Raw genomic sequence first — 23,138 nt, forward strand, 5'->3', positions numbered from 1 at the left:
GAGACAATGCTGTGATGAACGCACGACCGCCCACCATCTACGACGTCGCCAGGACCGCGGGGGTCTCCAAGTCCCTGGTGTCCCTCGTCCTGCGCGGCTCCCCCAGCGTGTCGGAGGCCCGGCGGTCCGCCGTCCTGGAGGCGGTGGAGCAGCTGGGCTACCGCCCCAGCCAGGCCGCCGCGGCGCTGGCCGGAGCGCCCACCCGCACGATCGGGGTGGTGATCGACGACTACCGGAATCTCTGGTTCGTGGAGCTGCTGCGCGGCCTGCAGGAGGGTCTGGCGCCGCACGGGCTGCGGATCGCGGTCGCGGACCACACGCTCAACGCCCACGTGGAAGCGCACCCGTTGGACGGGTTCCTGTCGATGCGCGTCGACGGGCTGGTGATCGCCACCGAGCCGACCGGGGCCATGCGCGTGCCCGAGGGGCTGCCCGTCGTGGTGGCCGGCCACCGGGAGGGCCGGGTCCCAGGGGCGGACGTCGTCGCGAACGACGACCGCCTCGGCGCGCGCCTGGCGACGGAGCACCTGATCGGCCTCGGCCACCGCCGGATCGGCCATCTCACGGGCGGTGGCGGAGCGGCCCGGCTGCGGGCGGAGGGCTTCGCGGAGGGGATGGTCGCGGCCGGTCTCGAGCCGCGCACCGTCCCGGGGCGAGGCGCCACCACGGAGGAGGACGGCTACGTCGCCGCGGTGCGCCTGCTCGACACCGCGCCGGAGACCACGGCGGTCTTCGCCGCCAACGACACCATGGCCATGGGGGCGCTCGCGGCGGCCGGCGAGCGCGGGCAGCGCGTGCCGCAGGACCTTTCCGTGGTCGGCTACGACGACTCCCCCATCGCCTCCACCCACCTCCTGCGGCTGACCACCGTCGACAGCCGCAACGCGGAGATCGGCGCGGCGGCCGCCGAGCGGCTGGTGGCACGGATCGCCGGGAGCCCGGGCGCGGGGGCGGCGGTCCTGCTCGAGCCGGAGCTGGTCGTCCGCGGGTCCACGGCGGCACCGCGCTCGACCGCCTGATGGAGCAGCTCGCCGAGCGGGTCGCCGGGGAACACGTCAGGGCGCGGCGGGGCAACCGCCCCACCGCGCCCTGACGCCGGTCCCGCCGCTCAGGCGCGGGCGGGAACCTGTGCCGTGCCGTAGAGCTCCGGCTTGGGCTCCATCCGCACGGGCACGATCTCCCCGCTCGCCTGGGCCTGGACGCCGGCCTCGCAGCAGGCGGCCGTGGCGTAGCCGTCCCACGCCGAGGGCCCGCCGATCTGCCCGCGCGCCGCGGCGTCGACCCACGCCTGGATCTCCCGGTCGTAGGCCTCGACGAAGCGTTCCTCGAAGCCCGGGGTGACGCTGCCGCCCCACGTGCCGGCGGTGCGGACGTAGGGCTCGGTGTCGCCGCCGATGCCCACGACACCGGTCTCGAAGGACGCCTGCGTGGCGACCTGGTAGCCGAACTGGGCGTTGACGTAGGCCTCGACCTGGGCGAGCACCCCGGACTCGGTCTCCATGAGCACCAGCTGCGGGTCCTTCTGGCCCTCCGGGGCGTTCCGGGTGGAGCGTCCGAACCGTACCTGGACCGAGGTGATCTCCTCCCCGGTGAAGAAGCGCACGGCGTCGAACTCGTGCACCACGGAGTCGTTGATGATCATCTCGTTGGTGAACCCGGGCGGGGTGGTCGGGTTGCGGTGCTGGTGGTGCAGGGTCAGCAGCTCGCCGTAGGTCTTCTCCTCGATCATCCGGCGCAGGGAGAGGTAGCCGGCGTCGAAGCGGCGCATGAAGCCGACCTGGATCAGCTGGCGGCCGGCGGCGACCTCCGCCTCGACCACGCGCCAGGAGGACTCCGCGTCCGGGGTCAGCGGCTTCTCGCACAGGGTGGGCAGCCCGTGCTCGATCGCGGACAGCAGCACCTGCTCGTGCAGGAATCCCGGGGTGGCGATCAGGGCGGCGTCGACGTCGTCCCGGTCGAGCACCTCCTGAAAGTCGGTGTGGGCGACCGCGCCGGGGATGTGGGCGACGGCGGCCTCGGCCCGGGCCCTGTCGATGTCGACGACGGCGGCGATCTCGGCGCCGTTGATACGGCGGTGGATCCGCTCGATGTGGTCGGCGCCCATGCGGCCTGCTCCGACGACGGCTACCCGCAGAGTCTTGGTCATGATGAATCTCCTTCCGCCCGCTGGGGGCGTGTGGACCGGATCGGTCCGGATGGTGGTGAGAGCTGCGTCGCTCCGTCCCTGCCGCACCTTCGCGGGCGGGGCAGGGACGAAGACCCGAGGTCCGGGCACAGCGGCTGGGAACCGCGGGCCGTGGGACGGGCTGGACTCAGTGGTCGGACGAGGACGGGAAGGCGAAGGACGCCCCGGACGCGTGGTGCGGCTCGGGCCAGCGCTCGGTGACGGCCTTGCCGCGGGTGTAGAAGCGCACCCCGTCGGGTCCGTAGATGTGGTGGTCACCGAACAGGGAGGCCTTCCAGCCGCCGAAGGAGTGCCACGCGACCGGCACCGGGATCGGGACGTTGACGCCGATCATGCCCACGGTGACGCGCCGCTTGAACTGGCGGGCGTAGGCGCCGGAGGACGTGAAGATCGCGGTGCCGTTGCCGTAGGGGTTGGCGTTGATGATCTCGATGCCCTCGTCGAGGCTGTCCACGCGCAGCACGACGAGGACGGGCCCGAAGATCTCCTCCTCGTAGGCCTCCATGTCCTGGCGGACCTTGTCCAGCACGGTCGGGCCCACGAAGAAGCCGTCCTCGTGGTCCTGCACGATCAGGTCGCGCCCGTCCACGACCACGGCCGCGCCGGCCTCCTCAGCGGCGGTCACGATCCGGACCACGCGGTCGCGCGAGGCCGGGGTGATGACCGGGCCCATGTCGGAGGAGGCGTCCATGCCGTTGCCCACCGTGATGTCCTTCGCCCGCTGGGCGAGCTTGTCCACGAGCAGGTCCGCGGCCTCGCCGACGGCCACGGCGACCGACACGGCCATGCAGCGCTCACCGGCGGAGCCGAAGGCCGCCGCCGTGAGGTTGTCCGCGGCCGAGTCCATGTCCGCGTCCGGCAGGATGATCGCGTGGTTCTTCGCCCCGCCCAGTGCCTGGACGCGCTTGCCGTGCTTGGTCGCGGTCTCGTGCACGTACTTCGCGATCGGGGTGGAGCCGACGAAGGAGATGCCGTCGACATCGGGGTGGGTCAGCAGGCCGTCCACGGCCTCCTTGCCGCCGTGCAGGACCTGGAAGACGCCGTCCGGCAGGCCGGCCTGCTGCCACAGCTCGGCGATCAGCAGGGACGGGGAGGGGTCGCGCTCCGAGGGCTTGAGGATGAACGCGTTGCCGGTGGCGATGGCGACGGGAGCCATCCACAGCGGCACCATCACCGGGAAGTTGAACGGGGTGATCCCGGCCACCACGCCCAGGGGCTGGCGGAAGGAGTAGACGTCGATGCCGGTGGAGAACTGGTCGGAGTACTCCCCCTTGAGCTGCTCGGCGATCCCGCAGGCGAACTCCACGACCTCCAGGCCACGGCCCACCTCGCCCTTGGCGTCGGAGAGCACCTTGCCGTGCTCGGCGGTGATCAGGGCGGCCAGCTCGTCCGTGTGGGCCGCCACGAGCTCACGGAACGTGAACAGCACGGCGGTGCGCCGTGCGGTGGACATGTCACCCCACGTGTCGGCCGCCGCCCGTGCGGCGGCGACGGTGGCCTGCAGGTCCTCGTCCGTGGTCAGGTGCAGGATGCCGGACACCTCACCGGTGGCGGGGTTGTAGATCTCCTGGGTGCGGTTCCCGGTGCCGGGGGTGCGCTTGCCGTCGATGAAGTGCTCGACGTGCTGGATCTGCTGCTGGGTCTGCTGTGTCATGGGATTCCTCCTTCAGTTCCCGAGCAGCGGACGCTGCCGGGACTTGTGCTGCTGGTAGACCTCGTAGGCCTCGTTCGTGGACGGCAGGGTGGCGGTGTCCGTGACGGGCACGTCCCACCAGGACTCGGAGCTGGGCGCGTCGATCAGCGGGTCCGACTCCACGTGCACGAGCACGGGACCGGCGCCCTCGGGCACGGCCTTGGCCTGCTCGACGGCCGCCTTCAGCCGGTCGATGACGCCCCCGCCGGGCTCGACGCGCAGCACGCGCACACCGAGGGACTCGGCGTTGGTGGCGAGGTCGATCGGCAGCGTCGAGCCGTCGTCGAAGCTGTGCCGCTCCTCGTCGAGGTAGCGGTACCTGGTGCCGAAGCGCTGGGACCCCAGCTGCTCCGACAGGGCACCGATCGACGCGTACCCGTGGTTCTGGATCAGCACGACCACGAGCTTGAGGCCCTCGGCCACGGCCGTCACGAGCTCGGTGTGCATCATCAGGTACGACCCGTCGCCGACCATGACGACGACGTCGCGCGCGTCCTCGGGAGCGCCCTCCCGCTCGGCCTCGGCCACGGCGGCCCGCTTGACGCCGAGACCGCCGGCGATCTCGTAGCCCATGCAGGAGAACGCGTACTCGACGTGGTAGCCGTAGGGGTCCTTGACCCGCCACATCTTGTGCAGGTCCCCGGGCAGGGAGCCCGCGGCGCACACGACGACGTCGCGGTCGTCCATGGCGTCGTTGACGGCCCCGATGATCTCGTTCTGGCTGGGCAGGGGTTCGTGCCGCTCGCCGAAGGCCTCGTCCACCGTGCTGTCCCAGCGCTGCTTCTCCGCCTCGACGACCTCGGCGAGATCCCCGCCGGCCCGGTACCCGCCGAGCGCCTGCGTCAGCGCGACGAGGGTCTTGCGGGCGTCCGCGACGACCGGCACGGCCGTGCCCTGCTTGTAGGCGTCGAACGCGGCGACGTTGATGTTGACGAAGCGCACGTCCGGGTGCTGGAACGCGGTGCGGGAGGCGGTCGTGAAGTCCTCGTAGCGGGTGCCGATGCCGATCACCAGGTCGGCGTCGGCGACCACCGCGTTGGAGGCGGTGGACCCGGTCGAGCCGACGGCGCCGAGGCACAGCGGGTGGTCCCAGTCCAGCACGCCCACGCCCGCCTGGGTGTAGGCGACGGGGATGCCGGTGGCCTCCGCGAACTCCCGCAGCGCCTCGGTCGCGAAGGCGTAGTGCACCCCGCCGCCGGCGATGACCACGGGCCGCTCGGCCGCCCGGATCGCCGCGACCGCGGCGCGGACGTCCTCCTCCTCCGGGGCGGGGCGGCGGATCCGCCACTCCCGGGGAGCCAGGAACTCCTCCGGCACCTCGAGCCTCTCGGCCTGGACGTCCTGGGGCAGGGCGATGGTCACCGCCCCGGTCTCGGCCGGGTCCGTGAGCACGCGCATGCCGTTGAGCAGCGCCGAGAAGAGCTGCTCGGGCCGCCACACCCGGTCGAAGTAGCGCGAGACGGGCCGGAAGACGTCGTTGACCGTGACGTCGTTCGCGTCCGGGCGCTCGAGCTGCTGCAGCACCGGGTCGGGCCGGCGGGACGCGAACTGGTCGGAGGGGAACAGCAGCGCGGGCAGGCGGTTCGTGGTGGCCAGCGCCGCACCGGTGACCATGTTCGTGGCCCCGGGACCGATGGAGGTGCTCACCGCGAAGGTCGCCCGGCGGCGGGTGTGCCGGGCGTAGCCGACGGCCTGGTGCACCTGGGCCTGCTCGTTGCGGCCCTGGTAGTAGGGCATGACCGTGGGGTCCTCGGCCTGGAACTGCTTCAGGGCCTGGCCCACCCCGGCCACGTTGCCGTGGCCGAAGATGCCGAACATGCCCGGGATCGTGCGCTGCCGGTACTCCTCGGCGCCGATCCGGTCCACGGTCCACTGGTTGGCCAGGAACGCGACGAGCGCCTGGGAGACGGACAGGGTGCGGGTGCTCATCGGGCGGCTCCTTCTTCGACGGGGTGCCCCTTCAGCAGGGAGGCGGCGGTGGCGACGGCTCCGGCGACGTCGCCGTCCTCCGGGTACAGCAGGGTGCGTCCGACCGTGAGGCCCTGGACGCCGGTCAGGGCCAGCGCGGCCTCCCAGGTCGCGAAGACCTCGTCCGGCCGGCCGCTCGGGTCCCCGCCCAGCAGCACGGTCGGCAGGGTCGTGGAGGCCATGACCCGCTCCATCTCCTCCACCACGGGCAGCTTCATCCACGTGTGCGACGACGTCCCGCCGAGGCCCTGGGCGATGGCCACGGACTGGATCACGGCGTCGGCGGAGAGGTCGTTGACGACCCCCCGGTCGGTGGTCCGGGAGATGAACGGCTCCACCATCGCGATGAGCCCGAGCTCGGCGAGGGAGTCCACCGCGCGGGCGGTGTTCTCCAGCACCGACGTGGTGTGCGGGTCCTCGAAGCAGATCCGGGTGAGCATCTTGCCGCCGTCGGCGCCGATCCTGTTCAGCGCCTCGGCGGTGTGCCCGGTGAAGCGGTCGTCGATCTCGTTGACCAGCCCGGGCAGGCCCCCGCGGTTCATGGAGCCGAAGACGAGCTTGCCCTCGAGGGCGCCGAGCAGCAGCAGGTCGTCGAGCACGTCCGGGGAGGCCAGCACGCCGTCCACCTTGGGGTTGGCCAGGGCGATCTGCAGCCGGTCGAGCAGGCTGCGCCGGTCGGCCATGGCGGTCGGGTCCTGACGCACCTTCAGGGCGCCGCGGGCCGCGTGGTCGGCGGCGACCACGAAGTTCTGCCGCCCGTGCACGAGGCCGGGGTGGCGGCGGCGGGAGTCGGCGGCACGCTGGACGGCCCGGGGGTCCTCGAGCCGGATCCGGCTGAGGTGCTCGTAGCGGCGCGGGTCGGCCGTGTCGAGCTCGGTGGGGGACGTGGTCGTCATCGGGTGGCTCCTTCGGGAACGGCGCGGCCGCGCTCGCGCAGCAGCTGGAAAACCTCGTCGGGGGTGGGCATGGCGTCCGAGCAGGAGATCTTCGACGCGACGATGGCGCCGGAGGCGTTGGCGTAGTCGAGCACCTGCTCGAGCGTCCAGCCCTGGTTGATGCCGTGGCAGAAGGCGCCGCCGAAGGAGTCCCCGGCCCCGAGGCCGTTGACGGTCTCCACCGGGACGGGGGCGGACACGACGCGCTCGTCCTCGGTCTTGGCCATCACGCCCTCCGGGCCGAGCTTGACCACGGCGATGCGCACGCCCGCCTCGAGCAGCCGGTCCGCCTGCTCGTCGGGGGTGCCCTCCCCCACGGCCACCGCGCACTCCTTGTCGTTGCCGATGGCGATGGTGACGTGCTGCAGCAGCGCGTGGACCTGCTCGCGGGCCTCCTCCTCGGACTCCCAGAACATCGGCCGGTAGTCGAGGTCGAGGATCGTGTGCTGGTCCTCGCGCAGCTGCTCGCGGGGGCGTGCCTCGTGCGCCGCCAGGTGGGCGGAGCGGCTGGGCTCCTGGCACAGCCCGGTGACCGTCGACCACAGGATGCGCGCCTCGCGCACGGCCTCGGTGTCGATCTCCTCGGCGCGGATACGGAGGTCCGGGGCCGTCGGGAAACGGCCGTAGAAGTACAGCGGGAAGTCCTCCGGCGGGCGGATCGCGCAGAACGTGGCGGGGGTCTGCAGCCCCGGCACGGCCGTGACGAACCGGTCGTCCACGCCGTAGCGGACCAGTTCGCGGTGCAGGTAGGTGCCGAACGGGTCGTCGCCGGTGCGGCTGATCAGCGCGGCGGACTCGCCGTGGCGGGCGGCGGCCACGGCGACGTTGGACGGGGAGCCGCCGAGGTACTTGCGGAACGTGGTCACGTCCTCGAGGCCGACCCCGACGTCGTCGGGGTAGATGTCGACGCTGATGCGTCCCAGGGTCACGACGTCGTAGCTCACGCCTTTACCTCCACCTTCCGCGCGGCGGCGGTGCGCTCGCGCATCTGTTCCAGCTGGTACCGGGAGACCTCCACGGCGTTCTCGTTCTCCGCGAAGACCGACGAGACCATCACGGTGTCCTCGCGGTCGAGGAAGCCGTTGGTAGCGAGCCCACCGAAGAACTCGCCCCAGTCGACGTCGCCGTCCCCGATCTTCAGGTGCTGGTGCACCCGGGCCGCGTTGCCCGGCGGGTTGGTGATGTAGCGCAGCCCGTGCGAGCGGTGGTGGTCCATGGTGTCGGCGACGTGGACCACGCGCAGCCGGTCCCCCACGGCGGCCATGATTTCCAGCGGCGCGTCCTCCATGTGGAAGGTGTGCGGCGCCACGTAGGCGAAGCCGAGGTTCGGGGAGTTCACGCCGCGGATGACGCGCCACGCCGCGAGACCCTGCTCGACGAAGTCGTCGGGGTGGGGGTCGATCGCGATGTGCACGCCCTCCCGCTCGATCATGGGGAGCAGCTCCTCCATGGAGCGGTAGAACGCGCGCTCGGACTCCTCGGCGCGCTCGGGCCGGCCCTGGAACTCGGTGTTCATCTGGGTCACGCCGAGGTCGACGGTCATCCGGATGGCGCGCCTCCAGTAGCGGACGGCGGCCTCCCGGGCGTCCGGGTCCGGGGCGGACCAGCGCAGCACCGGCAGCACGGAGGCGATCTCGACGCCGGCGTCGCGGCAGGCCCGGCGCAGCTGCGCGACGAGCTCGTCGTCGGCCTTGGGGTGGTTGAAGAAGGGCAGGAAGTCCGCGTGGGGCGTCAGCTGCAGGTACTCGTAGCCGAGCTCGGCGGCGAGTGCGGGGAACTCCAGCAGCGAGTGGGTGGAGTGGAACGGGGTGGGATCGAGAGCGATCTTCATGGACGGTTCTCCAGGTGTGCGGGACCGGGGCGGGTCAGCGGACGCTCGTGCGGGACCCGCAGCCCAGCAGGTAGGAGCGGGTGCGGGTGGCGATGGGCAGCGGGACGTCGAAGGAGGAGACGGGGTACATGTCCTGCTCGACGATGCCGAAGATCGGCCGGTCCAGCTTCTCGACCTCCGCGATCACCGCCGCGAGGTCCGGCAGGCCGGCCGGGGGCTCCACCATGACGCCGGCCAGGTTCGCGGCGGCCCAGGTCATGTTCTCCCGGCGCACTCGCTCGAGGACGACGGGGTCGATCTGCTTCAGGTGCAGGTAGCCGATCCGCTCGGGGTACTTGCGGATCAGGTCCACCGACGACGCCCCGCCGTACTCGGCGTGGCCGGTGTCCAGGCACAGGGTGACCAGCTCGGGGTCCGTGCGCTGCAGGAAGGTCTCGATGTCGGGCTGGCCGCAGACGTGGGAGTCCGCGTGGGAGTGGAACTGCTGCTGGAGGCCGTACTCCTCGCGGAGCACCTTCCCCAGACGGTCGTGGCCCGTGCACAGGGCGTGCCACTGCTCCTCGCTCAGGTGCTCGTTCTCGAGCGCCTCGCCCGTGACGTCGTCGCGCCACATGGCCGGGATGACCACGATGTGCTCGCCGCCCATGGCGGCCGTCAGCTCGGCGACCTTGCGGGCGGGCTCCCAGGCCTGCTGCCACTGGTCGGCGCCGCGGTGGAAGGCGGTGAAGACGGTGCCCGCCGAGACCTTCAGGTCGCGCTGGGCGAGCTCGTCGGCGAGCCGGGCCGGGTCGGTGGGCAGGTACCCGTAGGGGCCGAGCTCGATCCAGGAGTAGCCGGCCTCGGCGACCTCGTCGAGGAAGCGCTCCCAGGGGGTCTGCTGGGGGTCGTCCGGGAACCACACACCCCAGGAGTCCGGGGCCGTGCCGATGAGCACGGGGTTCTTCTGCTGCGCCGCCGCGCCGGCGGTCGTGGTGGTCGCGTTCTGCTGCTCCATGATGACCTGCTTCCTGGTTCTGGTCCCTGATCACCACCACGGTCCGTCGTCCGGGCGATCAGTGGTCGGGATCACAACCAGGATACTGAACTAGGTCAGTTTGTAAAGACATAACGTCCAATGCCCCAGGGGGCGGGTCGCCGATCGGCCGACCCCGGTCCGACCCGGGCCGTGCACCTGGCGGACGGGCGGAAGCACGAGCACTTCCCGCTTTGTCTTAATGTAATAACAATCATGCAGCACCGTGTGGTCTCGGCGACGTCCCCGTGGGGCGGGATCCGCTCCACGACGCCTCCGACCACCGGGAGGACACGGCGGCGGTCCCGTCGGCGCCCCGAACGAGAGGTCCGCACCATGCCCCTCGTGCGCATCGACGTCGTCGCAGGCCGCCGCACCCCCGAGCGGCTGCGTGCTCCGGCCGACCGGCTCGAGCAGCGCACCGGGCTGGACCCCCAGGACCTGATCGCCTCGGTCACGGAGAACACCCGCGAGCACTGGTCCTTCGGCCGGGGCGTCGCCCCGTTCCTCGAGGGACAGCTCCAGGGCTCCCGGTCGCCGACCACGGGGAAGGCCCCGGCCACGCGATGCGTGGCCGGGGCCTTCCCCGTGGTCGAGCATCGGGCCGGAGCCCGCCGGATCACTTGCTCTCGAAGACCTCCCGCATCAGCTGGGCGGTCTCGGACGGGGTCTTGCCGACCTTCACGCCCGCGGCCTCGAGGGCCTCCTTCTTGGCCTGTGCGGTGCCCGAGGACCCGGAGACGATGGCGCCGGCGTGGCCCATGGTCTTGCCCTCGGGAGCCGTGAAGCCCGCGACGTAGCCGACGACCGGCTTGCTCACGTTGGCCTTGATGAAGTCCGCGGCGCGCTCCTCGGCGTCGCCGCCGATCTCGCCGATCATCACGATGGCCTCGGTCTCGGGGTCCGCCTCGAACGCCTCGAGCGCGTCGATGTGAGTGGTCCCGATGACCGGGTCGCCGCCGATGCCGATGGCGGTGGTGAACCCGATGTCCCGCAGCTCGTACATCATCTGGTAGGTGAGGGTGCCGGACTTGGAGACCAGGCCGATCCTGCCCTTGCCGGTGATGTTCGCCGGGGTGATGCCCACCAGCGACTCGCCCGGGGTGATGATGCCGGGGCAGTTCGGGCCGATGATGCGGGTGGTCTGCTTGCCGTCGGCACCGGTCTTCGACTGCGCGTAGGCCCAGAACTCCGCGGAGTCCTGCACCGGGATGCCCTCGGTGATGACCACGACGAGCGGGACCTCGGCGTCGACGGCCTCGATCACGGCGTCCTTCGTGAAGGCCGGCGGCACGAAGACGATCGAGACGTCCGCGCCGGTCTTCTCGACGGCCTCGGCGACGGTGCCGAAGACCGGCAGCTCGACGTCGTTGCCGTCCTTGTCCTGGTGGGCCACCGTGGTGCCGGCCTTGCGGGCGTTCACGCCGCCCATGACCTGGGTCCCCGCCGCGAGCATGCGACCGGTGTGCTTGGTGCCCTCGCCGCCGGTGATGCCCTGAACGATGACCTTGGAGTCCTTGTTCAAAAAGATAGCCATTGCTGTTCGTTCCTTAGAAGTGTTCGTCCGGTCGGCGGGTTACTTGGCGGCGTGGGCGAGCTCGGCAGCCTTGTCCGCGCCCTCGTCCATCGTCTCGGCGAGGGTGACCAGCGGGTGGTCGGCGCCGGCGAGGATGCGCCGGCCCTCCTCGACGTTGTTGCCGTCCAGGCGGACCACGAGCGGCTTGTCCTCCTCGTCGCCGAGGATCTCGAGGGCCTTCACGATGCCGTTGGCCACGGCGTCGCACGCGGTGATCCCGCCGAAGACGTTGACGAACACGGACTTCACCTGCGGGTCGTTGAGGATCACGTCCAGGCCGGCGGCCATGATCTCGGCCGAGGCGCCGCCGCCGATGTCCAGGAAGTTGGCCGGCTTGACGTTGCCGTGCTTCTCGCCGGCGTAGGCGACGACGTCCAGGGTGGACATGACCAGGCCCGCGCCGTTGCCGATGATGCCGACCTCGCCGTCGAGCTTGACGTAGTTGAGGTCGTGCTCCTTGGCCTTCTCCTCGAGCGGGTCGGCGCTGGACTTGTCCGCGAGCGCGGCGTGGTCGGCCTGGCGGAACTCGGCGTTCTCGTCGAGGGTGACCTTGCCGTCGAGAGCGATGACCTGCCCGTCGCCGGTCTTGACCAGCGGGTTGACCTCCACCAGCGTGGCGTCCTCCTGCTTGAAGACGTCCCACAGCTTGACCAGGACCGGCACCACCTTGGCCGCGGTCTCCTCGTCGAACTTCGCCTGCTCCACGATCTCGCGGGCCTTGGCCTCGGTGATGCCCTCGGTGGGGACGACCTCGACGCGGGCGAGGGCCTCGGGCCGCTCGACGGCGAGCTGCTCGATCTCCACGCCACCCTCGACGGAGCACATGGCCAGGTACGAGCGGTTGGCGCGGTCCAGCAGGATCGAGAAGTAGTACTCCTCGGCGATGTCCGCGCCCTGGGCGATCATGACCCGGTGGACGGTGTGGCCCTTGATGTCCATGCCGAGGATCTGCTGGGCGTGGTCGTAGGCCTCGTCGGCGGTCTTGGCGACCTTCACGCCACCGGCCTTGCCGCGGCCCCCGACCTTGACCTGGGCCTTCACGACGGTGACTCCGCCGATCTTCTCGGCGGCGGCCTTTGCTTCTTCCGGGGTGGTCGCGACGATGCCCTGGAGCACGGGGACGCCGTGCTTCTCGAACAGGTCGCGTGCCTGGTATTCGAACAGGTCCACGGGTGAATGCCCTTCTTCGTCGAAGTCGTGGATCGGCGACGGCCCGGGCAGTAGACGGGTCGTCCTCCGACCTGATGGTGAACGGAGCACCGTGCATCCGGCCGGCCGAGGCCTGCCGGATGCGTCCAGCCCGTTCCGCGGAGCCGTTCCCGGGCGCGGGACGAACCGGAGCACTCCCTGTACGAGACTGTAGTCCATGCTGAATCGGCGGCGGCAACCGAGGGCGCGCACGAGTTCCCGGACGTTTCTTGATTGACTGATCCCATGAGCTCCGTAGACTCCCCCGAGAACCGGGCGTTCGCCCCCGCCGATCCCGGCTTCCTCGTCTCCATCGCGACCTTCGCCTTCGTGGCCCTCGGCCTGGAGGCCGTGGTCGACGGCACGGTGCTCACGCTCACCGGCGAGATCCCCGACGTCTACCCGCTGGGCTGGCAGGTCCTCACCTGGCTGTGCCTGGGCGCGGCCTGGGTCGGGATCCAGCGCGGACTGGTGGCGTGGCTGCGCCACCGCGCGGCCGATCCCGCGGCCCCCCCGCCCTCCGCCGCCGAGCTCTCCCCAGCGGTCGACCACCGGCGGACCACCACCGCTCTCGTGCTGTTCGTGGCCGCGGTGCTGCTGGGGGTGATCCTGCCGGTCTTCCTCGTGGGCCAGTGGCGGCTCCAGCCGATCCAGCTCTACCTCGACCTCTACGCCGACTACGGCGGGGGCGCGTGGCTGGGCATGGTCGGCTTCGCCGCCTACCACGTGGGCCGGTCCCTGCTCCTGGCGCTGGTGCTGACGTGCGTGCAGCGGGCCGCGGAGCTGCAGCGACCGGCCCCGTGGACCCGCGCGGCCCCGGTGGGCGGGCTCGTGCTGGGGGCCCTGCTGGCCCTGCCCGGGCTCGTCCTCGGCGGGTGGGCCTCCGTGGCCTCGGCCGTGGTGTGCTGCACGCTCCTCGGGATGGTGCACAACCTCACCGGCAAGTCGCTGCGCTGGACGGCCCCCGCCGCGGTCGTGGTGCTCCTGTTCGTCTAGACGGCAGGTGGTGACCGCCCGGGTCCGCCGGGAGTGCGGGCCCGGCGACCGCCGACGGGAACCGTTCGGCGGTCGCCCGGCGACGGCCGGACGTGATGGGCCGGCCTCGACAGGCGTCGCGGGCCCGGCCGCGGCTGGGCGGGACGGAAACACGCGGGCGCCGTCCGATCCGGGTCACTCCCGAGTGGCGCGGCGCACATAGGATCGTGGCCATCGAGGTGAGGAGCCGGCATGGGCATCGAGGACGAGCAGCGCTCCCGGGCCGATGCCATGGAGGCGGGCGGGCAGGAGTCGGTCCGGCGAGCGCCGCATGACCGCGAGGCCGGTCTGGAGCGGGCCGTGGAAGAGGTCCGGCAGGTCGCCGTCGAGGCGAGTGAACTGCTGCGCGCAGAGGGGCTGAAGCCGGCCGGACTCGTGTACGTCCCCCGGGGCGCGAGGTCGTACCCCCTGTTCGGCCATGCGTTCTCCGGGGTCGGGTGCGGTCACGGGTGGCACGTGATCCGCGGCCTGGTCGTCGGCACGGACGGCCGGCTGTGGGCTCGCAAGCGGGTCTCCGGCCCGACACCGCAGATGGACCTGGGTGCGTGGCGGCTGGAGGTGGAGCCGCCCGACGGGCGGCACCACCTGCCCCATCCCGTGGAGTACGACGGGATCTCCCTCCACACCGTCCGCAGGATCTCCGAGAGCGACTACGCGAAGGTCGACCTCATCGACCGGCTCACGGACGGCTACGCGCGCCTGCTGCTCCTCCATCATCGTCGGAGGACGTGAGGAACGAGGCCCGGCCGAGGTGGCAGCAGTCCTTCCGGGACGGTCGGGACGGGCACGGGGGGCGAGAGCAGCACAAGCGGGGACCCGAAGGCCCCCGAAGCCCTGACACCCGGACCCTTCGCCCGCCGCCCCGGCCCCCGCTGCTGCGGCGGTCACACGAAATTAGTTCCGCAGGGTTTCATCCCTCCCCCATATGTCCTAACATAAGGACATCATTACGAGTGAGACGTGGGTCACGTGCCGAGTGGCCCGTCGAACCGGCGAACCAACAGTGTGAAGAGCGCAGTTCTGCGCATGGACGAAGGAGCCTTCGATGGCCACATCAGCACCCCGGGAGGCAGCCGCCGCGCTGCCTCCCCTCACCCCCGGACCGCATCGCAAGTACCTCGGTCTGATCTCCATCGTCGCCTGCTTCGGCGGCCTGCTCTTCGGCTACGACACCGGTGTCATCAACGGCGCGCTGCGCCCGATGTCGGCCGAGCTCGGCCTCACCCCGTTCACCGAGGGCGTGGTCACCAGCTCGCTCGTCTTCGCGGCCGCCTTCGGGGCGCTCTCCGGCGGGCGCATCTCCGACGCCTGGGGGCGGCGGCGCACCATCCTCCTGCTGGCCGTCCTGTTCTTCATCGGCACGGCCATCGTCGTGTTCACCCCCAACTTCGAGATCCTGGTGGCCGGGCGCATCTGCCTGGGCCTGGCCGTCGGCGGGGCCTCGGCAGTGGTGCCCGTCTTCCTCGCGGAGATGGCACCGTATGAGATCCGCGGATCGATCGCCGGCCGCAACGAGGTGGCCATCGTGATCGGCCAGCTCTCGGCGTTCGTGATCAACGCGATCATCGGCAACGTCTCCGATGACCCGAGCGTCTGGCGGATCATGTTCGCGATCTCCGCGCTTCCGGCCGTGGCACTGTTCATCGGGATGCTGCGGATGCCGGAGTCCCCGCGGTGGCTCGTCGAGAAGGGCCGGCACGAGGACGCCCTCCAGGTGCTCAAGACGGTGCGCTCCGAGGACCGGGCGATCGCCGAGCTCGGCGAGGTCGAGCACATCACCGAGGAGGAGAGGGCCGAGAACCAGATCGGGCTGGGCACGATCCTGACCAACAAGAACCTGATCCGCATCATGCTGGTCGGCATCGGCCTGGGCGTGGCCCAGCAGCTCACCGGCATCAACTCGATCATGTACTACGGCCAGATCGTGCTCATCGAATCGGGCTTCGAGGCCGATGCGGCCCTGATCGCCAACATCGCCCCGGGGGTGATCGCCGTGATCGGCGGCCTGATCGCACTGTACCTGATGGACCGGCTCGACCGGCGGAAGACCTTCATGATCGGTCTGAGCCTCACGACCACCTTCCACCTGCTGATCGGGTTCTCCGCGATGACCCTGGAGCCGGGCAACCCGATGCGGCCCTGGGTGATCCTGGCCCTGGTGGTGGCCTTCGTCGGGTCGATGCAGACCTTCCTCAACGTCGCCGTGTGGGTCTACCTCTCCGAGGTGTTCCCGCTGCACATGCGCGGCTTCGGGATCGGGGTGTCCGTCTTCGCGCTGTGGATCGCCAACGGCATCCTCTCGCTCTACTTCCCCTCCCTGGTCAACGCCGTCGGGATCACCGGCACGTTCTTCCTCTTCGCCGGAGTCGGCGTGCTGGCGCTGATCTTCGTCTACACACAGGTCCCGGAGACCCGGGGACGCACGCTCGAGGCGCTCGAGGAGGACGTCTCGACCGGCGCGATCTACACGGTCAAGGCGAAGGACTCATAGGAGGCCGGGAACACCCTGGCACGAGGAGGGCCTCCGGGTGGGGCGTGGCGGATCGAAGGGCCACACCCCCACCCGGAGGCTCTCCCGTTCCCTGGACACTCCAGTGGACACGCGTGCGCAACCGTCCACGGCGGGGTCCTGCGGGGCGCCCGGGACCGCGGCGGCGGGGCTCAGCCCACCTTGGTGAGCGGGGCGTAGCGCAGCAGCAGCCGTTTCTCGTCCCCGCCGAAGCGCACCTTCGCCACGGTCTTGTCGCCGGCCCCCTCGACGGAGACCACGGTCCCCTTGCCGAACGCCTTGTGGTCCACGGTGTCGCCGACGGAGAGGCTGGGGATCTCCTTGTTGGGCTGCACCCGGCCCGCCGCCGTGGCCCGGGACGTGCCCATGCGCTCGAAGGCCGCGCCGGAGGAGGCCGCGGCACCCCAGTAGGAGCCCCGCATCGGGTCCCGCTGTGCGGCGCCGCCGTGCAGGGAGGATCCCCACGGGGCCGGGGCCGAGGACCCCTCCCGCTTCCAGTCGACGAGCTCCGCCGGGATCTCGTCGAGGAACGGGCTGGCCGGGTTGTACTGGGACTGGCCCCACATGGAGCGGAACTCGGAGCGGGTGAGGTACAGGCGCTCCCGGGCCCGCGTCAGGCCCACGTAGGCCAGTCGCCGCTCCTCCTCCATCTCCTTCTCGTCCGTGAGGGACCGCTGGTGGGGGAACAGCCCGTGCTCCATGCCGGTGAGGAAGACCACCGGGAACTCGAGGCCCTTGGCGGTGTGCAGGGTCATCAGCGTGACCACGCCCTGCGCCCGGGCCTCGGCGACCTCCGCCGCGATCTGCTCGGCGCTCGGCCCGTCCCCCGAGGCCCCCGCGGGCCGGTTCGGGATCTGGTCGGCGTCGGCCACGAGGGAGACGTGCTCGAGGAACTCGGGCAGCCCGGCGTCCGGGCGGTCCCGCTCGAACTCCCGCACCACGGCGACGAGCTCCGCCAGGTTCTCCACCCGCGACTCGTCCTGCGGGTCGGAGGACCCGCGCAGCGCGGCGAGGTAGCCCGACTGCTCGAGCACCGCCTCGAGCACCGAGGCGGCACCCGAGCCCTCGGCGACGGAGGCGAGGTCGTCCATGAGCTGGACGAACGCCTTGACCGCGTTCAGCGACCGGGTGGCCATCCCGGGGGCCTCGTCGGCGCGGCGCAGCGCGTCCATGAAGGAGATCCGCTCGCGCTCGGCGAGCGCGGCGGCGGCGCCCTCGGCGCGGTCCCCGATGCCGCGCCTGGGCTCGTTCACGATGCGGCGGACGGTGATGTCGTCGTCCGGGTTCACGATCGAGCGCAGGTAGGACAGGGCGTCCTTGATCTCCTTGCGCTCGTAGAAGCGGGTGCCGCCCACCACCTTGTAGGGCAGGCCCACGCGCATGAGGATCTCCTCGAGGGAGCGGGACTGGGCGTTGGTGCGGTAGAAGACGGCGACGTCGCCGGGACGGTAGCCGTCCTCGTCCTGGAGGCGGTCGATCTCCTCGGCGATGAACCGGGCCTCCTCGTGCTCGTTCTCGGCGGCGTAGCCGGTGATCTTCTCGCCGTCGCCGGACGCGGTCCACAGCCGCTTGTCCCGGCGCGCCTTGTTCTTGGCGATCACGGCGTTCGCGGCGGTGAGGATGTTCTGGGTGGACCGGTAGTTCTGCTCCAGCAGGATGGTCCGCGCCTGCGGGTAGTCCTGCTCGAAGTCGACGATGTTGCGGATGTCGGCCCCGCGGAACGCGTAGATCGACTGGTCGGAGTCGCCCACGACCGTCAGCTCGGCGGGCGGCACCGGACTCGCCCCGGGGCCGGGCTCCGCGCCCGTCCCGACGAGCTCGCGGACCAGCGCGTACTGCGCGTGGTTGGTGTCCTGGTACTCGTCGATGAGCACGTGCCGGTACCGGCGCCGGTAGTACTCGGCGACCTGCGGGAACGCCCGGAACATGTGCACGGTCTGGCCGATGAGGTCGTCGAAGTCCATCGCGTTGGCCGCGCGCAGCCGCTCGGTGTAGCCGCGGTAGACCTGGGCCACCGCGCTCTCGAAGGGATCCGTCTCGGAGACCCGGGCCAGGTACGTCTCGTCGTCGACGAGCTCGTTCTTCAGCGCGGAGATCCTGTGCTGGATGCTCTTGGGCGCGAAGCGCTTCGGGTCGAGGTCGTGCTGCTTGGCCACGAGGGTGATCAGGCGCAGGGAGTCGGCGGAGTCGTAGATGGAGAAGGTCGACTTCAGTCCCACGCTCGTGGCCTCGCGGCGCAGGACCCGCACGCAGAACGAGTGGAACGTGGAGATCGACATCGACTTCGCGGACTCCCCCACGAGCTCGACCACGCGCTCCCGCATCTCGGCGGCGGCCTTGTTCGTGAAGGTGATCGCCAGGATCTCGCCCTGGTGGGCCCGGCCCGTGGCCAGGAGGTGGGCGATCCGGTGGGTCAGCACGCGGGTCTTGCCGGATCCCGCGCCCGCGACGATCAGCAGCGGGGCGCCGGAGTGCTCGACGGCGGCCCGCTGCGGTTCGTTGAGACCCTCCACGAGGGCCTCCGCGGAGACGGCGCCCCGGCGTGGCGGGGCGCTCGCGCCGGGGCGCGCCACGGAGGCGGAGGGCAGGAGCGGGTTGTCGAAGAGGTAGTCCATCGTGGCCCCAGTCTACCGAGGCCCGGGGACGCCGGGGCCGGCCTCAGACGAAGTGCAGCTCGAGCCGGTGCCGCCCGTTGTCGTCGTCGACCCACAGCTCCGAGTCGGCCACGGTCACCCGCACGGGCCGCTTCAGCCGGATGTCGTCGTCGAACTCCACCGCCTCGGAGTCCTCTCCCCCGTAGACGGTGTCCAGTTCCCGGCTGGCCGGGTCGAGGTGGCGGATGGCGTCGTTGCCGGTGTCGGCGATCACGACCGAGCCGTCGTAGAGGATCTGCAGGTCCTCGGGGTGGTCGAGCTGGGCGGTGTCCGCCGGCCCGTCCGCGAAGCCCTCGCCGGCCCGGCCCACCACGGTGCAGACCAGCGGTCCGCCGTCGGGCTTGTCCGTGTCGATCTCGATGCAGCGCAGGGACGAGGAGTCGCGGTCGACGAGCCACAGGGTCCCGCTGCCGTCCTCGGTGATCGAGACGGTGGCCGCGAACTTGGCCTGCCCCGCCTTGCCGTCCCGCCGGCCGGGCTCCCCCGTGCCCGCGAACTCGTACAGCACGTCGGTGTACGGGTCCCAGCGGAACAGCCGGTGGAGCGACGGCACCGCGGCGATCACGGCCGAGAGCTTGTGCGACCACACCATGTCCGCGATGGGGGCGTCGCCGAGGACGGAGCAGTCCACCGTGCGGCGCACCGTCTCGTGGTCCTTCTCGAACAGCGTCAGCACATTGCCCTCGGTCAGCCGCATGAGCAGGCCGTCCGGGAGTCCGATGGACAGTTCCATGACCGGCACCTCCGTGTCGTCCTCGTCGAACGCCCGGTCGTGGGCGGCCGGGCCGTACCTCCGCCGGCCCGAGGCCGGTGCGGGTGGCCTCAGCCTACTCCTGGGCCCGTGCGTTCGGCGGTGGACGCGCGACCGGATAATGGGGGCATGGGACTGACACGGGCGCAGAAGGCACGCAAGCACGGCAGCACGGCCCTCCCGGGGCCGCCCCGGGGGACGCGCCTGCACGAGGCGCGCCCGGGCGAGCTGCGGCCGCGGCCCACGCGGTCCAGCTCCGGGCTGGTCGTGGGCGTGGCCATGGGCGTCTCCGCGCTCCTGTGGCTGTACGTGCACGCCTGGGTGCTCCCCCTGCTCGGCGCCTCCGCCGCGGACGGCCTGCTCCTGCCGGAGTGGATGCCGGGCGGCTTCGACCAGGCCCACGCGCAGCGGCTCGCCGCGGCCCTCGGCGAGCCGGGGCGCGCCCAGTACGAGGCCGTGCACCGCTCGTCCGGGCTGCTCGCCCCGCTGTTCGTGGGTCTGGCGTGGTTGCTGTTCGTCGCCCTCCACACGGCCTCGCGCGTCCGCCGCTGGCTCCGGTCCGCGGTCGTGCTCGGCTTCGCGGCCGTCTCCCTGGCGGGCAACGCGGCGATCGACGCCGCGCTCGCGGACCCCGGGGACGGCTCCGCCGTGGCCGCGGCGTCCGCCCTGGTCGTCGCCCGCTGGGTGCTGCTCGTGCTGCTGCTGGCCGTGACCGTGGCCACGGCGGTGGAGGCGCTGCGGCGCCGGGTGCAGGAGCCGCCGGCCGAGGACGCCCCGCGCTCCCGCAGCGGGTCCGGCCCGCGCCCCTGACCGCGGCCCCGGACGGAGGACGCCCCGGACCGGGTGGTCCGGGGCGTCCGTGCGTGCCCCCGATTGGATTCGAACCAACGACACCGGCTTTAGGAGAGCCGTGCTCTATCCCCTGAGCTACGAGGGCGACGCCGAACAGTCTAGGTGCTCCCCGGGGGCCCCGCGAACCTGTCGCGTCTAGGATCGGTCGCATGCCCGTCTACATCGATCCGCCGCTGTGGCCCGCCCACGGGACGCACTTCTCGCACCTGGTCTCCGACGCGTCGTACGAGGAGCTGCACGCCTTCGCCGACCGGCTGGGCGTGCCCCGTCGCGCGTTCGACCGGGACCACTACGACGTGCGGGGCAGCCTCTACGACGCGGCGGTCGCCGCGGGGGCCCGGCCCGTCGAGGGGCGTGAGCTCACGCGCGTGCTCCTGCGCAGCGGGCTGCGCGTGCCCGCACGGGCACGCCCGGAGCGGATCGCCCGGGTGCTGCGCCGGCGGTGGGACGGGCGGTTCCCCGCCCTGCCGCAGCTGGGGGCGGAGCTGGTCGAGCGGTGGGGCGAGCCCCACCGCCACTACCACGGCCGCTCGCACCTGCTGGCGGTGCTCGAGGCGCTCGGGCAGCTGGTCGCGGAGACCGGGGAGTCCCTGAGCCCGGAGCAGCACGACGCCCTCGTGCTCGCCGCCTGGTTCCACGACGCCGTCTACGCGGGCCGGCCCGGGCAGGACGAGCGGGACTCCGCCGCGCTGGCCCGGGACCGGCTGACCGGCGCCGGCCTCGCGCCCGGCGTGGTCGCCGAGGTGCAGCGGCTGGTCCTGCTGACCCTCGACCACGCGGCCGGGCCCGGAGACCTCCCCGGGGCGCTGCTGCTCGACGCGGACCTGGCGGTGCTGGGCTCGGCCCCCGGGACGTACGAGGCCTACACCGCCGGCGTGCGCCGCGAGTACGCCCACGTGCCCGACGACGACTTCGCGGCCGGGCGGCTGCGGGTGCTCGAAGGGCTGTGGCGGCAGCAGCCGCTCTACCGCACGCCGGCGGCGCAGCGGCGCTGGGGCGCCGGCGCGGCCCGGAACCTGGCGGACGAGATCCGCCGGCTGCGTGCGGCGGAGCGCCGCGCCTCCCCGGGGGCGACGGGCGACGTGGAGGTCCTCACCATCACGGCCGTGTGCCTGCACGACGACGACGGAGCCCTGCTCACGGTGCGCAAGCGGGGCACGGACCGCTTCATGCTGGTGGGCGGGAAGCTCGACCCCGGGGAGTCGCCGGCCGAGGCGGCCGTGCGGGAGACCGCCGAGGAGGTCGGGCTGCACCTGCACCCCGGACAGCTGCGGCTGCTGGGCGAGTTCGAGTCCCCCGCCGCGAACGAGCCCGGCACGTGGGTGCGCTGCACGGTGTTCACGGCGCCCCTGACCGGGCACCCGGTGGCACGCGCGGAGATCGAGGAGCTGCGCTGGCAGCCGCTGGACGACACCGCGCTCGCCGCGCTGCCGGACGACCTCGCCCCGCTGCTCCGCGAGCACGTCATTCCGGCGCTGCGCCGCTCCCCCGGTGGGCCGCGGCCTCGTCCGCGGAGCGGCGCCTCCGGTGGAGCAGAATCCCGGTGAGCAGGCCCAGCACGATGCCGACGCCGCCGAGGACGGACAGCCACATGGCGGCGTGGCCCACGAACGCGGCCACGACGAACCCGGCCACGATGCCGGGCACGGCCCCGCCGATCATGCCGTAGGCCATGTAGGCGTACTCGCGGTCGAGGCTCGTGCGGGCGTTGCGGCTGTAGTCGGTGGGCATGGGCCCATCCTATCGGCGTCCGCTCCCGCCGGCCGGGGCCCTCAGCACGGGTCCCGGCCGGCGAGCAGGTGGCCGAGGGGAACCGTTAAACAGCGGGTGCGCGGTTCCCGTCTGGCCGACCAGGAACCGCGCACCCGAAGCGGTGCTCGCGTGCGGTCAGCGCACGCGGACGAAGACGGGCCCGGAGCCCACGTTGACGCTGTCGACGACGGTCGTGCCGCCGTTCCAGCCGCCGTGGACGGCCTTGCCGCCACCGATGTAGACGCCGATGTGGGCCATGCCCATGCCGCCGTCGGCGTAGTAGACGAGGTCGCCCGGCTGGGCCTGGCCGGCGGAGACCTGGGTCCCGAGGCTCAGGTAGGAGGCCGGCCAGCCGTGGTGGTTGATGCCGGCGGCGCGCAGCGCGTTGGTGACCGCGGCCGTGCAGTCCTGGGCCACGCCGATCTGACCGAGGGCCGCCGAGGCGATGGTGGCGCCCTTGCCGGAGGCGGAGCTCTGCGGGGTGACGGTGCGCTCGGCGACCGGGGCCGGGGCGGGCTTCGGCGCCGGCGCGGCCACCGGGGCAGGCTTCGGTGCCGGGGCGGCCACCGGAGCGGCGACCGGGGCGGGCTTCGGCGCCGGCGCGGCCACCGGGGCCGGCTCGGGCGCCGGAGCGGCCTGGACCACGGGGGCCGCGGGCGCCTGGGCCACGGGGGCGGCGGCGGGAGCGGCCTGGGCCACGGGGGCCGCCTGCACGACCGGCTGTGAAGCGGGGGCGACGACGGGCTGGGGGGCCTCGGCCTTCTTCGCCGTCTCGGGCTCCGCCTTCTTCTCGGTCTTCGCCTCCACCTTCTTCTCGGCCTTGGTCACGTGGGCGACCGGCTCGAGGGACACGGTGGGGGCGGCGGAGGGGGTCGCGGCGGCGACGGCCGACAGCGGGGCGTCGGCGGCGGCCTCCTGGGCCGGGGCGGCCTGCACGGAGACGGTGGTGGCCAGGGCCAGGCCGGAGAAGGCCGCGACGGCGGCCGCGGTGCGGGCCTTGCCGGTGAGGAGCGAGCCGATGCCGTTCGAGGAGTTCAGATCACGAGTCATGAGGGGTTCAGGAGGCTTTCTGGAGGGCCGGGCGGATCTGCCGGAGCGGTGCGATGACAGCACGGACCACCCCGCGCGGTACGCGGGGTGCTGCGGTGTCCGGCAGCGCGGTGATCCGGATCAGGAGCACCGCGCACGGCGGGCGGA

Annotated in this window: 18 protein-coding genes, 1 tRNA gene and 3 pseudogenes; 8 read left to right on the top strand and 14 right to left on the bottom strand. The window is 72.1% G+C overall.

Features of this window, described 5'->3' with window-relative positions:
• Window positions 1-14 precede the first annotated feature (14 nt).
• On the top strand, window positions 15-1,019 hold the full coding sequence (locus RE027_RS09940) for a LacI family DNA-binding transcriptional regulator (protein ID WP_368808097.1): 1,005 nt from the start codon (window positions 15-17) through the stop codon (window positions 1,017-1,019).
• Window positions 1,020-1,108: 89 nt separating this feature from the next.
• Here RE027_RS09940 and RE027_RS09945 read toward each other — a convergent pair whose 3' ends face one another.
• The 7 genes from RE027_RS09945 to RE027_RS09975 form a co-directional block, all read right to left on the bottom strand.
• The gene (locus tag RE027_RS09945) at window positions 1,109-2,146 is read right to left on the bottom strand and encodes a Gfo/Idh/MocA family protein (protein ID WP_368808098.1); all 1,038 of its coding nucleotides are present in this window, start codon (window positions 2,144-2,146) and stop codon (window positions 1,109-1,111) included.
• A gap of 166 nt (window positions 2,147-2,312) precedes the next feature.
• The gene (locus RE027_RS09950) at window positions 2,313-3,839 is read right to left on the bottom strand and encodes a CoA-acylating methylmalonate-semialdehyde dehydrogenase (RefSeq protein ID WP_368808099.1); all 1,527 of its coding nucleotides are present in this window, start codon (window positions 3,837-3,839) and stop codon (window positions 2,313-2,315) included.
• A 12-nt stretch (window positions 3,840-3,851) separates the two neighbouring features.
• Window positions 3,852-5,807: a 3D-(3,5/4)-trihydroxycyclohexane-1,2-dione acylhydrolase (decyclizing) gene (gene iolD / locus RE027_RS09955; RefSeq protein ID WP_368808100.1), complete on the bottom strand. Its 1,956-nt coding sequence runs from the start codon at window positions 5,805-5,807 to the stop codon at window positions 3,852-3,854.
• Window positions 5,804-6,742 carry a Cgl0159 family (beta/alpha)8-fold protein gene (locus tag RE027_RS09960; RefSeq protein WP_368808101.1) on the bottom strand — a complete coding sequence of 313 codons (939 nt, stop codon included), beginning with the start codon at window positions 6,740-6,742 and terminating at the stop codon, window positions 5,804-5,806. The genes iolD and RE027_RS09960 overlap by 4 nt, the downstream gene beginning before the upstream one ends.
• Window positions 6,739-7,725 carry a 5-dehydro-2-deoxygluconokinase gene (gene iolC, locus RE027_RS09965; protein WP_368808102.1) on the bottom strand — a complete coding sequence of 329 codons (987 nt, stop codon included), beginning with the start codon at window positions 7,723-7,725 and terminating at the stop codon, window positions 6,739-6,741. Before iolC ends, RE027_RS09960 begins: the two co-directional genes overlap by 4 nt.
• A complete protein-coding gene (locus tag RE027_RS09970) occupies window positions 7,722-8,612 on the bottom strand; it encodes a sugar phosphate isomerase/epimerase family protein (protein WP_368808103.1) in 891 nt (296 codons plus the stop codon). Before RE027_RS09970 ends, iolC begins: the two co-directional genes overlap by 4 nt.
• Window positions 8,613-8,646: 34 nt before the next feature.
• Window positions 8,647-9,606: a sugar phosphate isomerase/epimerase family protein gene (locus tag RE027_RS09975; protein ID WP_368808104.1), complete on the bottom strand. Its 960-nt coding sequence runs from the start codon at window positions 9,604-9,606 to the stop codon at window positions 8,647-8,649.
• 354 nt (window positions 9,607-9,960) lie between these two features.
• Between RE027_RS09975 and RE027_RS09980 the strand changes: the two are divergent.
• A pseudogene (locus RE027_RS09980) lies at window positions 9,961-10,101 on the top strand (tautomerase family protein); the annotation flags it as partial.
• A gap of 142 nt (window positions 10,102-10,243) precedes the next feature.
• On the opposite strand, the gene sucD reads toward RE027_RS09980, so the two are convergent.
• Window positions 10,244-11,161 (bottom strand): succinate--CoA ligase subunit alpha, encoded by a 918-nt coding sequence (gene sucD, locus RE027_RS09985; protein WP_368808105.1) that lies wholly within the window; start codon window positions 11,159-11,161, stop codon window positions 10,244-10,246.
• Window positions 11,162-11,200: 39 nt separating this feature from the next.
• A complete protein-coding gene (sucC, locus tag RE027_RS09990) occupies window positions 11,201-12,370 on the bottom strand; it encodes an ADP-forming succinate--CoA ligase subunit beta (RefSeq protein ID WP_368808106.1) in 1,170 nt (389 codons plus the stop codon).
• A gap of 264 nt (window positions 12,371-12,634) precedes the next feature.
• Between sucC and RE027_RS09995 the strand changes: the two genes are divergently transcribed.
• The 3 genes from RE027_RS09995 to RE027_RS10005 all read left to right on the top strand — a co-directional run bounded on the left by RE027_RS09995 (window position 12,635) and on the right by RE027_RS10005 (window position 15,914).
• Window positions 12,635-13,384, top strand: coding sequence for a hypothetical protein (locus RE027_RS09995; RefSeq protein WP_368808107.1), 750 nt, complete (start codon window positions 12,635-12,637; stop codon window positions 13,382-13,384).
• A gap of 231 nt (window positions 13,385-13,615) precedes the next feature.
• A complete protein-coding gene (locus tag RE027_RS10000; RefSeq protein ID WP_368808108.1) occupies window positions 13,616-14,155 on the top strand; it encodes a hypothetical protein in 540 nt (179 codons plus the stop codon).
• A gap of 313 nt (window positions 14,156-14,468) precedes the next feature.
• Window positions 14,469-15,914, top strand: a complete 1,446-nt coding sequence (locus tag RE027_RS10005; RefSeq protein ID WP_368808109.1) for a sugar porter family MFS transporter — start codon at window positions 14,469-14,471, stop codon at window positions 15,912-15,914.
• Window positions 15,915-16,084: 170 nt separating this feature from the next.
• On the opposite strand, the gene pcrA is transcribed toward RE027_RS10005, so the two are convergent.
• Both pcrA and RE027_RS10015 read right to left on the bottom strand, forming a co-directional pair.
• Window positions 16,085-18,547, bottom strand: a complete 2,463-nt coding sequence (gene pcrA, locus RE027_RS10010) for a DNA helicase PcrA (protein WP_368808110.1) — start codon at window positions 18,545-18,547, stop codon at window positions 16,085-16,087.
• 43 nt (window positions 18,548-18,590) lie between these two features.
• Window positions 18,591-19,319: an NHL repeat-containing protein gene (locus tag RE027_RS10015; RefSeq protein WP_368808111.1), complete on the bottom strand. Its 729-nt coding sequence runs from the start codon at window positions 19,317-19,319 to the stop codon at window positions 18,591-18,593.
• 147 nt (window positions 19,320-19,466) lie between these two features.
• On the opposite strand from RE027_RS10015, the gene RE027_RS10020 reads away from it, so the two are divergent.
• Window positions 19,467-20,147 (top strand): hypothetical protein, encoded by a 681-nt coding sequence (locus tag RE027_RS10020; protein ID WP_368808112.1) that lies wholly within the window; start codon window positions 19,467-19,469, stop codon window positions 20,145-20,147.
• Between the two features lie 54 nt (window positions 20,148-20,201).
• On the opposite strand, the gene RE027_RS10025 is transcribed toward RE027_RS10020, so the two are convergent.
• Window positions 20,202-20,274, bottom strand: a tRNA-Arg gene (locus tag RE027_RS10025).
• A gap of 64 nt (window positions 20,275-20,338) precedes the next feature.
• On the opposite strand from RE027_RS10025, the pseudogene RE027_RS18290 reads away from it, so the two are divergent.
• Both RE027_RS18290 and RE027_RS18295 read left to right on the top strand, forming a co-directional pair.
• Window positions 20,339-21,220: pseudogene (locus RE027_RS18290) on the top strand (DUF4031 domain-containing protein); the annotation flags it as partial.
• An 84-nt stretch (window positions 21,221-21,304) separates the two neighbouring features.
• Window positions 21,305-21,736, top strand: a pseudogene (locus RE027_RS18295) (NUDIX hydrolase); the annotation flags it as partial.
• Here the strand turns inward: RE027_RS18295 and RE027_RS10035 are convergent.
• Both RE027_RS10035 and RE027_RS10040 read right to left on the bottom strand, forming a co-directional pair.
• Window positions 21,654-21,920: a hypothetical protein gene (locus RE027_RS10035; RefSeq protein WP_368808114.1), complete on the bottom strand. Its 267-nt coding sequence runs from the start codon at window positions 21,918-21,920 to the stop codon at window positions 21,654-21,656. The pseudogene RE027_RS18295 and the gene RE027_RS10035 sit on opposite strands and share 83 nt — an antisense overlap.
• Before the next feature lie 156 nt (window positions 21,921-22,076).
• Window positions 22,077-22,991, bottom strand: a complete 915-nt coding sequence (locus RE027_RS10040) for an NlpC/P60 family protein (RefSeq protein WP_368808115.1) — start codon at window positions 22,989-22,991, stop codon at window positions 22,077-22,079.
• Window positions 22,992-23,138 lie beyond the last annotated feature (147 nt).

Origin of the sequence: Kocuria sabuli (genome assembly GCF_040981185.1) — a bacterium.
Classification (GTDB): domain Bacteria; phylum Actinomycetota; class Actinomycetes; order Actinomycetales; family Micrococcaceae; genus Kocuria; species Kocuria sabuli.

Coding starts and splice junctions, on each gene's coding strand:
- RE027_RS09940 (WP_368808097.1), top strand. CDS start 15: ATGAACGCACGACCGCCCACCATCTACGACGTCGCCAGGACCGCGGGG.
- RE027_RS09945 (WP_368808098.1), bottom strand. CDS start 2,146: ATGACCAAGACTCTGCGGGTAGCCGTCGTCGGAGCAGGCCGCATGGGC.
- RE027_RS09950 (WP_368808099.1), bottom strand. CDS start 3,839: ATGACACAGCAGACCCAGCAGCAGATCCAGCACGTCGAGCACTTCATC.
- iolD (WP_368808100.1), bottom strand. CDS start 5,807: ATGAGCACCCGCACCCTGTCCGTCTCCCAGGCGCTCGTCGCGTTCCTG.
- RE027_RS09960 (WP_368808101.1), bottom strand. CDS start 6,742: ATGACGACCACGTCCCCCACCGAGCTCGACACGGCCGACCCGCGCCGC.
- RE027_RS09970 (WP_368808103.1), bottom strand. CDS start 8,612: ATGAAGATCGCTCTCGATCCCACCCCGTTCCACTCCACCCACTCGCTG.
- RE027_RS09975 (WP_368808104.1), bottom strand. CDS start 9,606: ATGGAGCAGCAGAACGCGACCACCACGACCGCCGGCGCGGCGGCGCAG.
- sucD (WP_368808105.1), bottom strand. CDS start 11,161: ATGGCTATCTTTTTGAACAAGGACTCCAAGGTCATCGTTCAGGGCATC.
- RE027_RS09995 (WP_368808107.1), top strand. CDS start 12,635: ATGAGCTCCGTAGACTCCCCCGAGAACCGGGCGTTCGCCCCCGCCGAT.
- RE027_RS10000 (WP_368808108.1), top strand. CDS start 13,616: ATGGGCATCGAGGACGAGCAGCGCTCCCGGGCCGATGCCATGGAGGCG.
- RE027_RS10005 (WP_368808109.1), top strand. CDS start 14,469: ATGGCCACATCAGCACCCCGGGAGGCAGCCGCCGCGCTGCCTCCCCTC.
- pcrA (WP_368808110.1), bottom strand. CDS start 18,547: ATGGACTACCTCTTCGACAACCCGCTCCTGCCCTCCGCCTCCGTGGCG.
- RE027_RS10015 (WP_368808111.1), bottom strand. CDS start 19,319: ATGGAACTGTCCATCGGACTCCCGGACGGCCTGCTCATGCGGCTGACC.
- RE027_RS10020 (WP_368808112.1), top strand. CDS start 19,467: ATGGGACTGACACGGGCGCAGAAGGCACGCAAGCACGGCAGCACGGCC.
- RE027_RS10035 (WP_368808114.1), bottom strand. CDS start 21,920: ATGCCCACCGACTACAGCCGCAACGCCCGCACGAGCCTCGACCGCGAG.
- RE027_RS10040 (WP_368808115.1), bottom strand. CDS start 22,991: ATGACTCGTGATCTGAACTCCTCGAACGGCATCGGCTCGCTCCTCACC.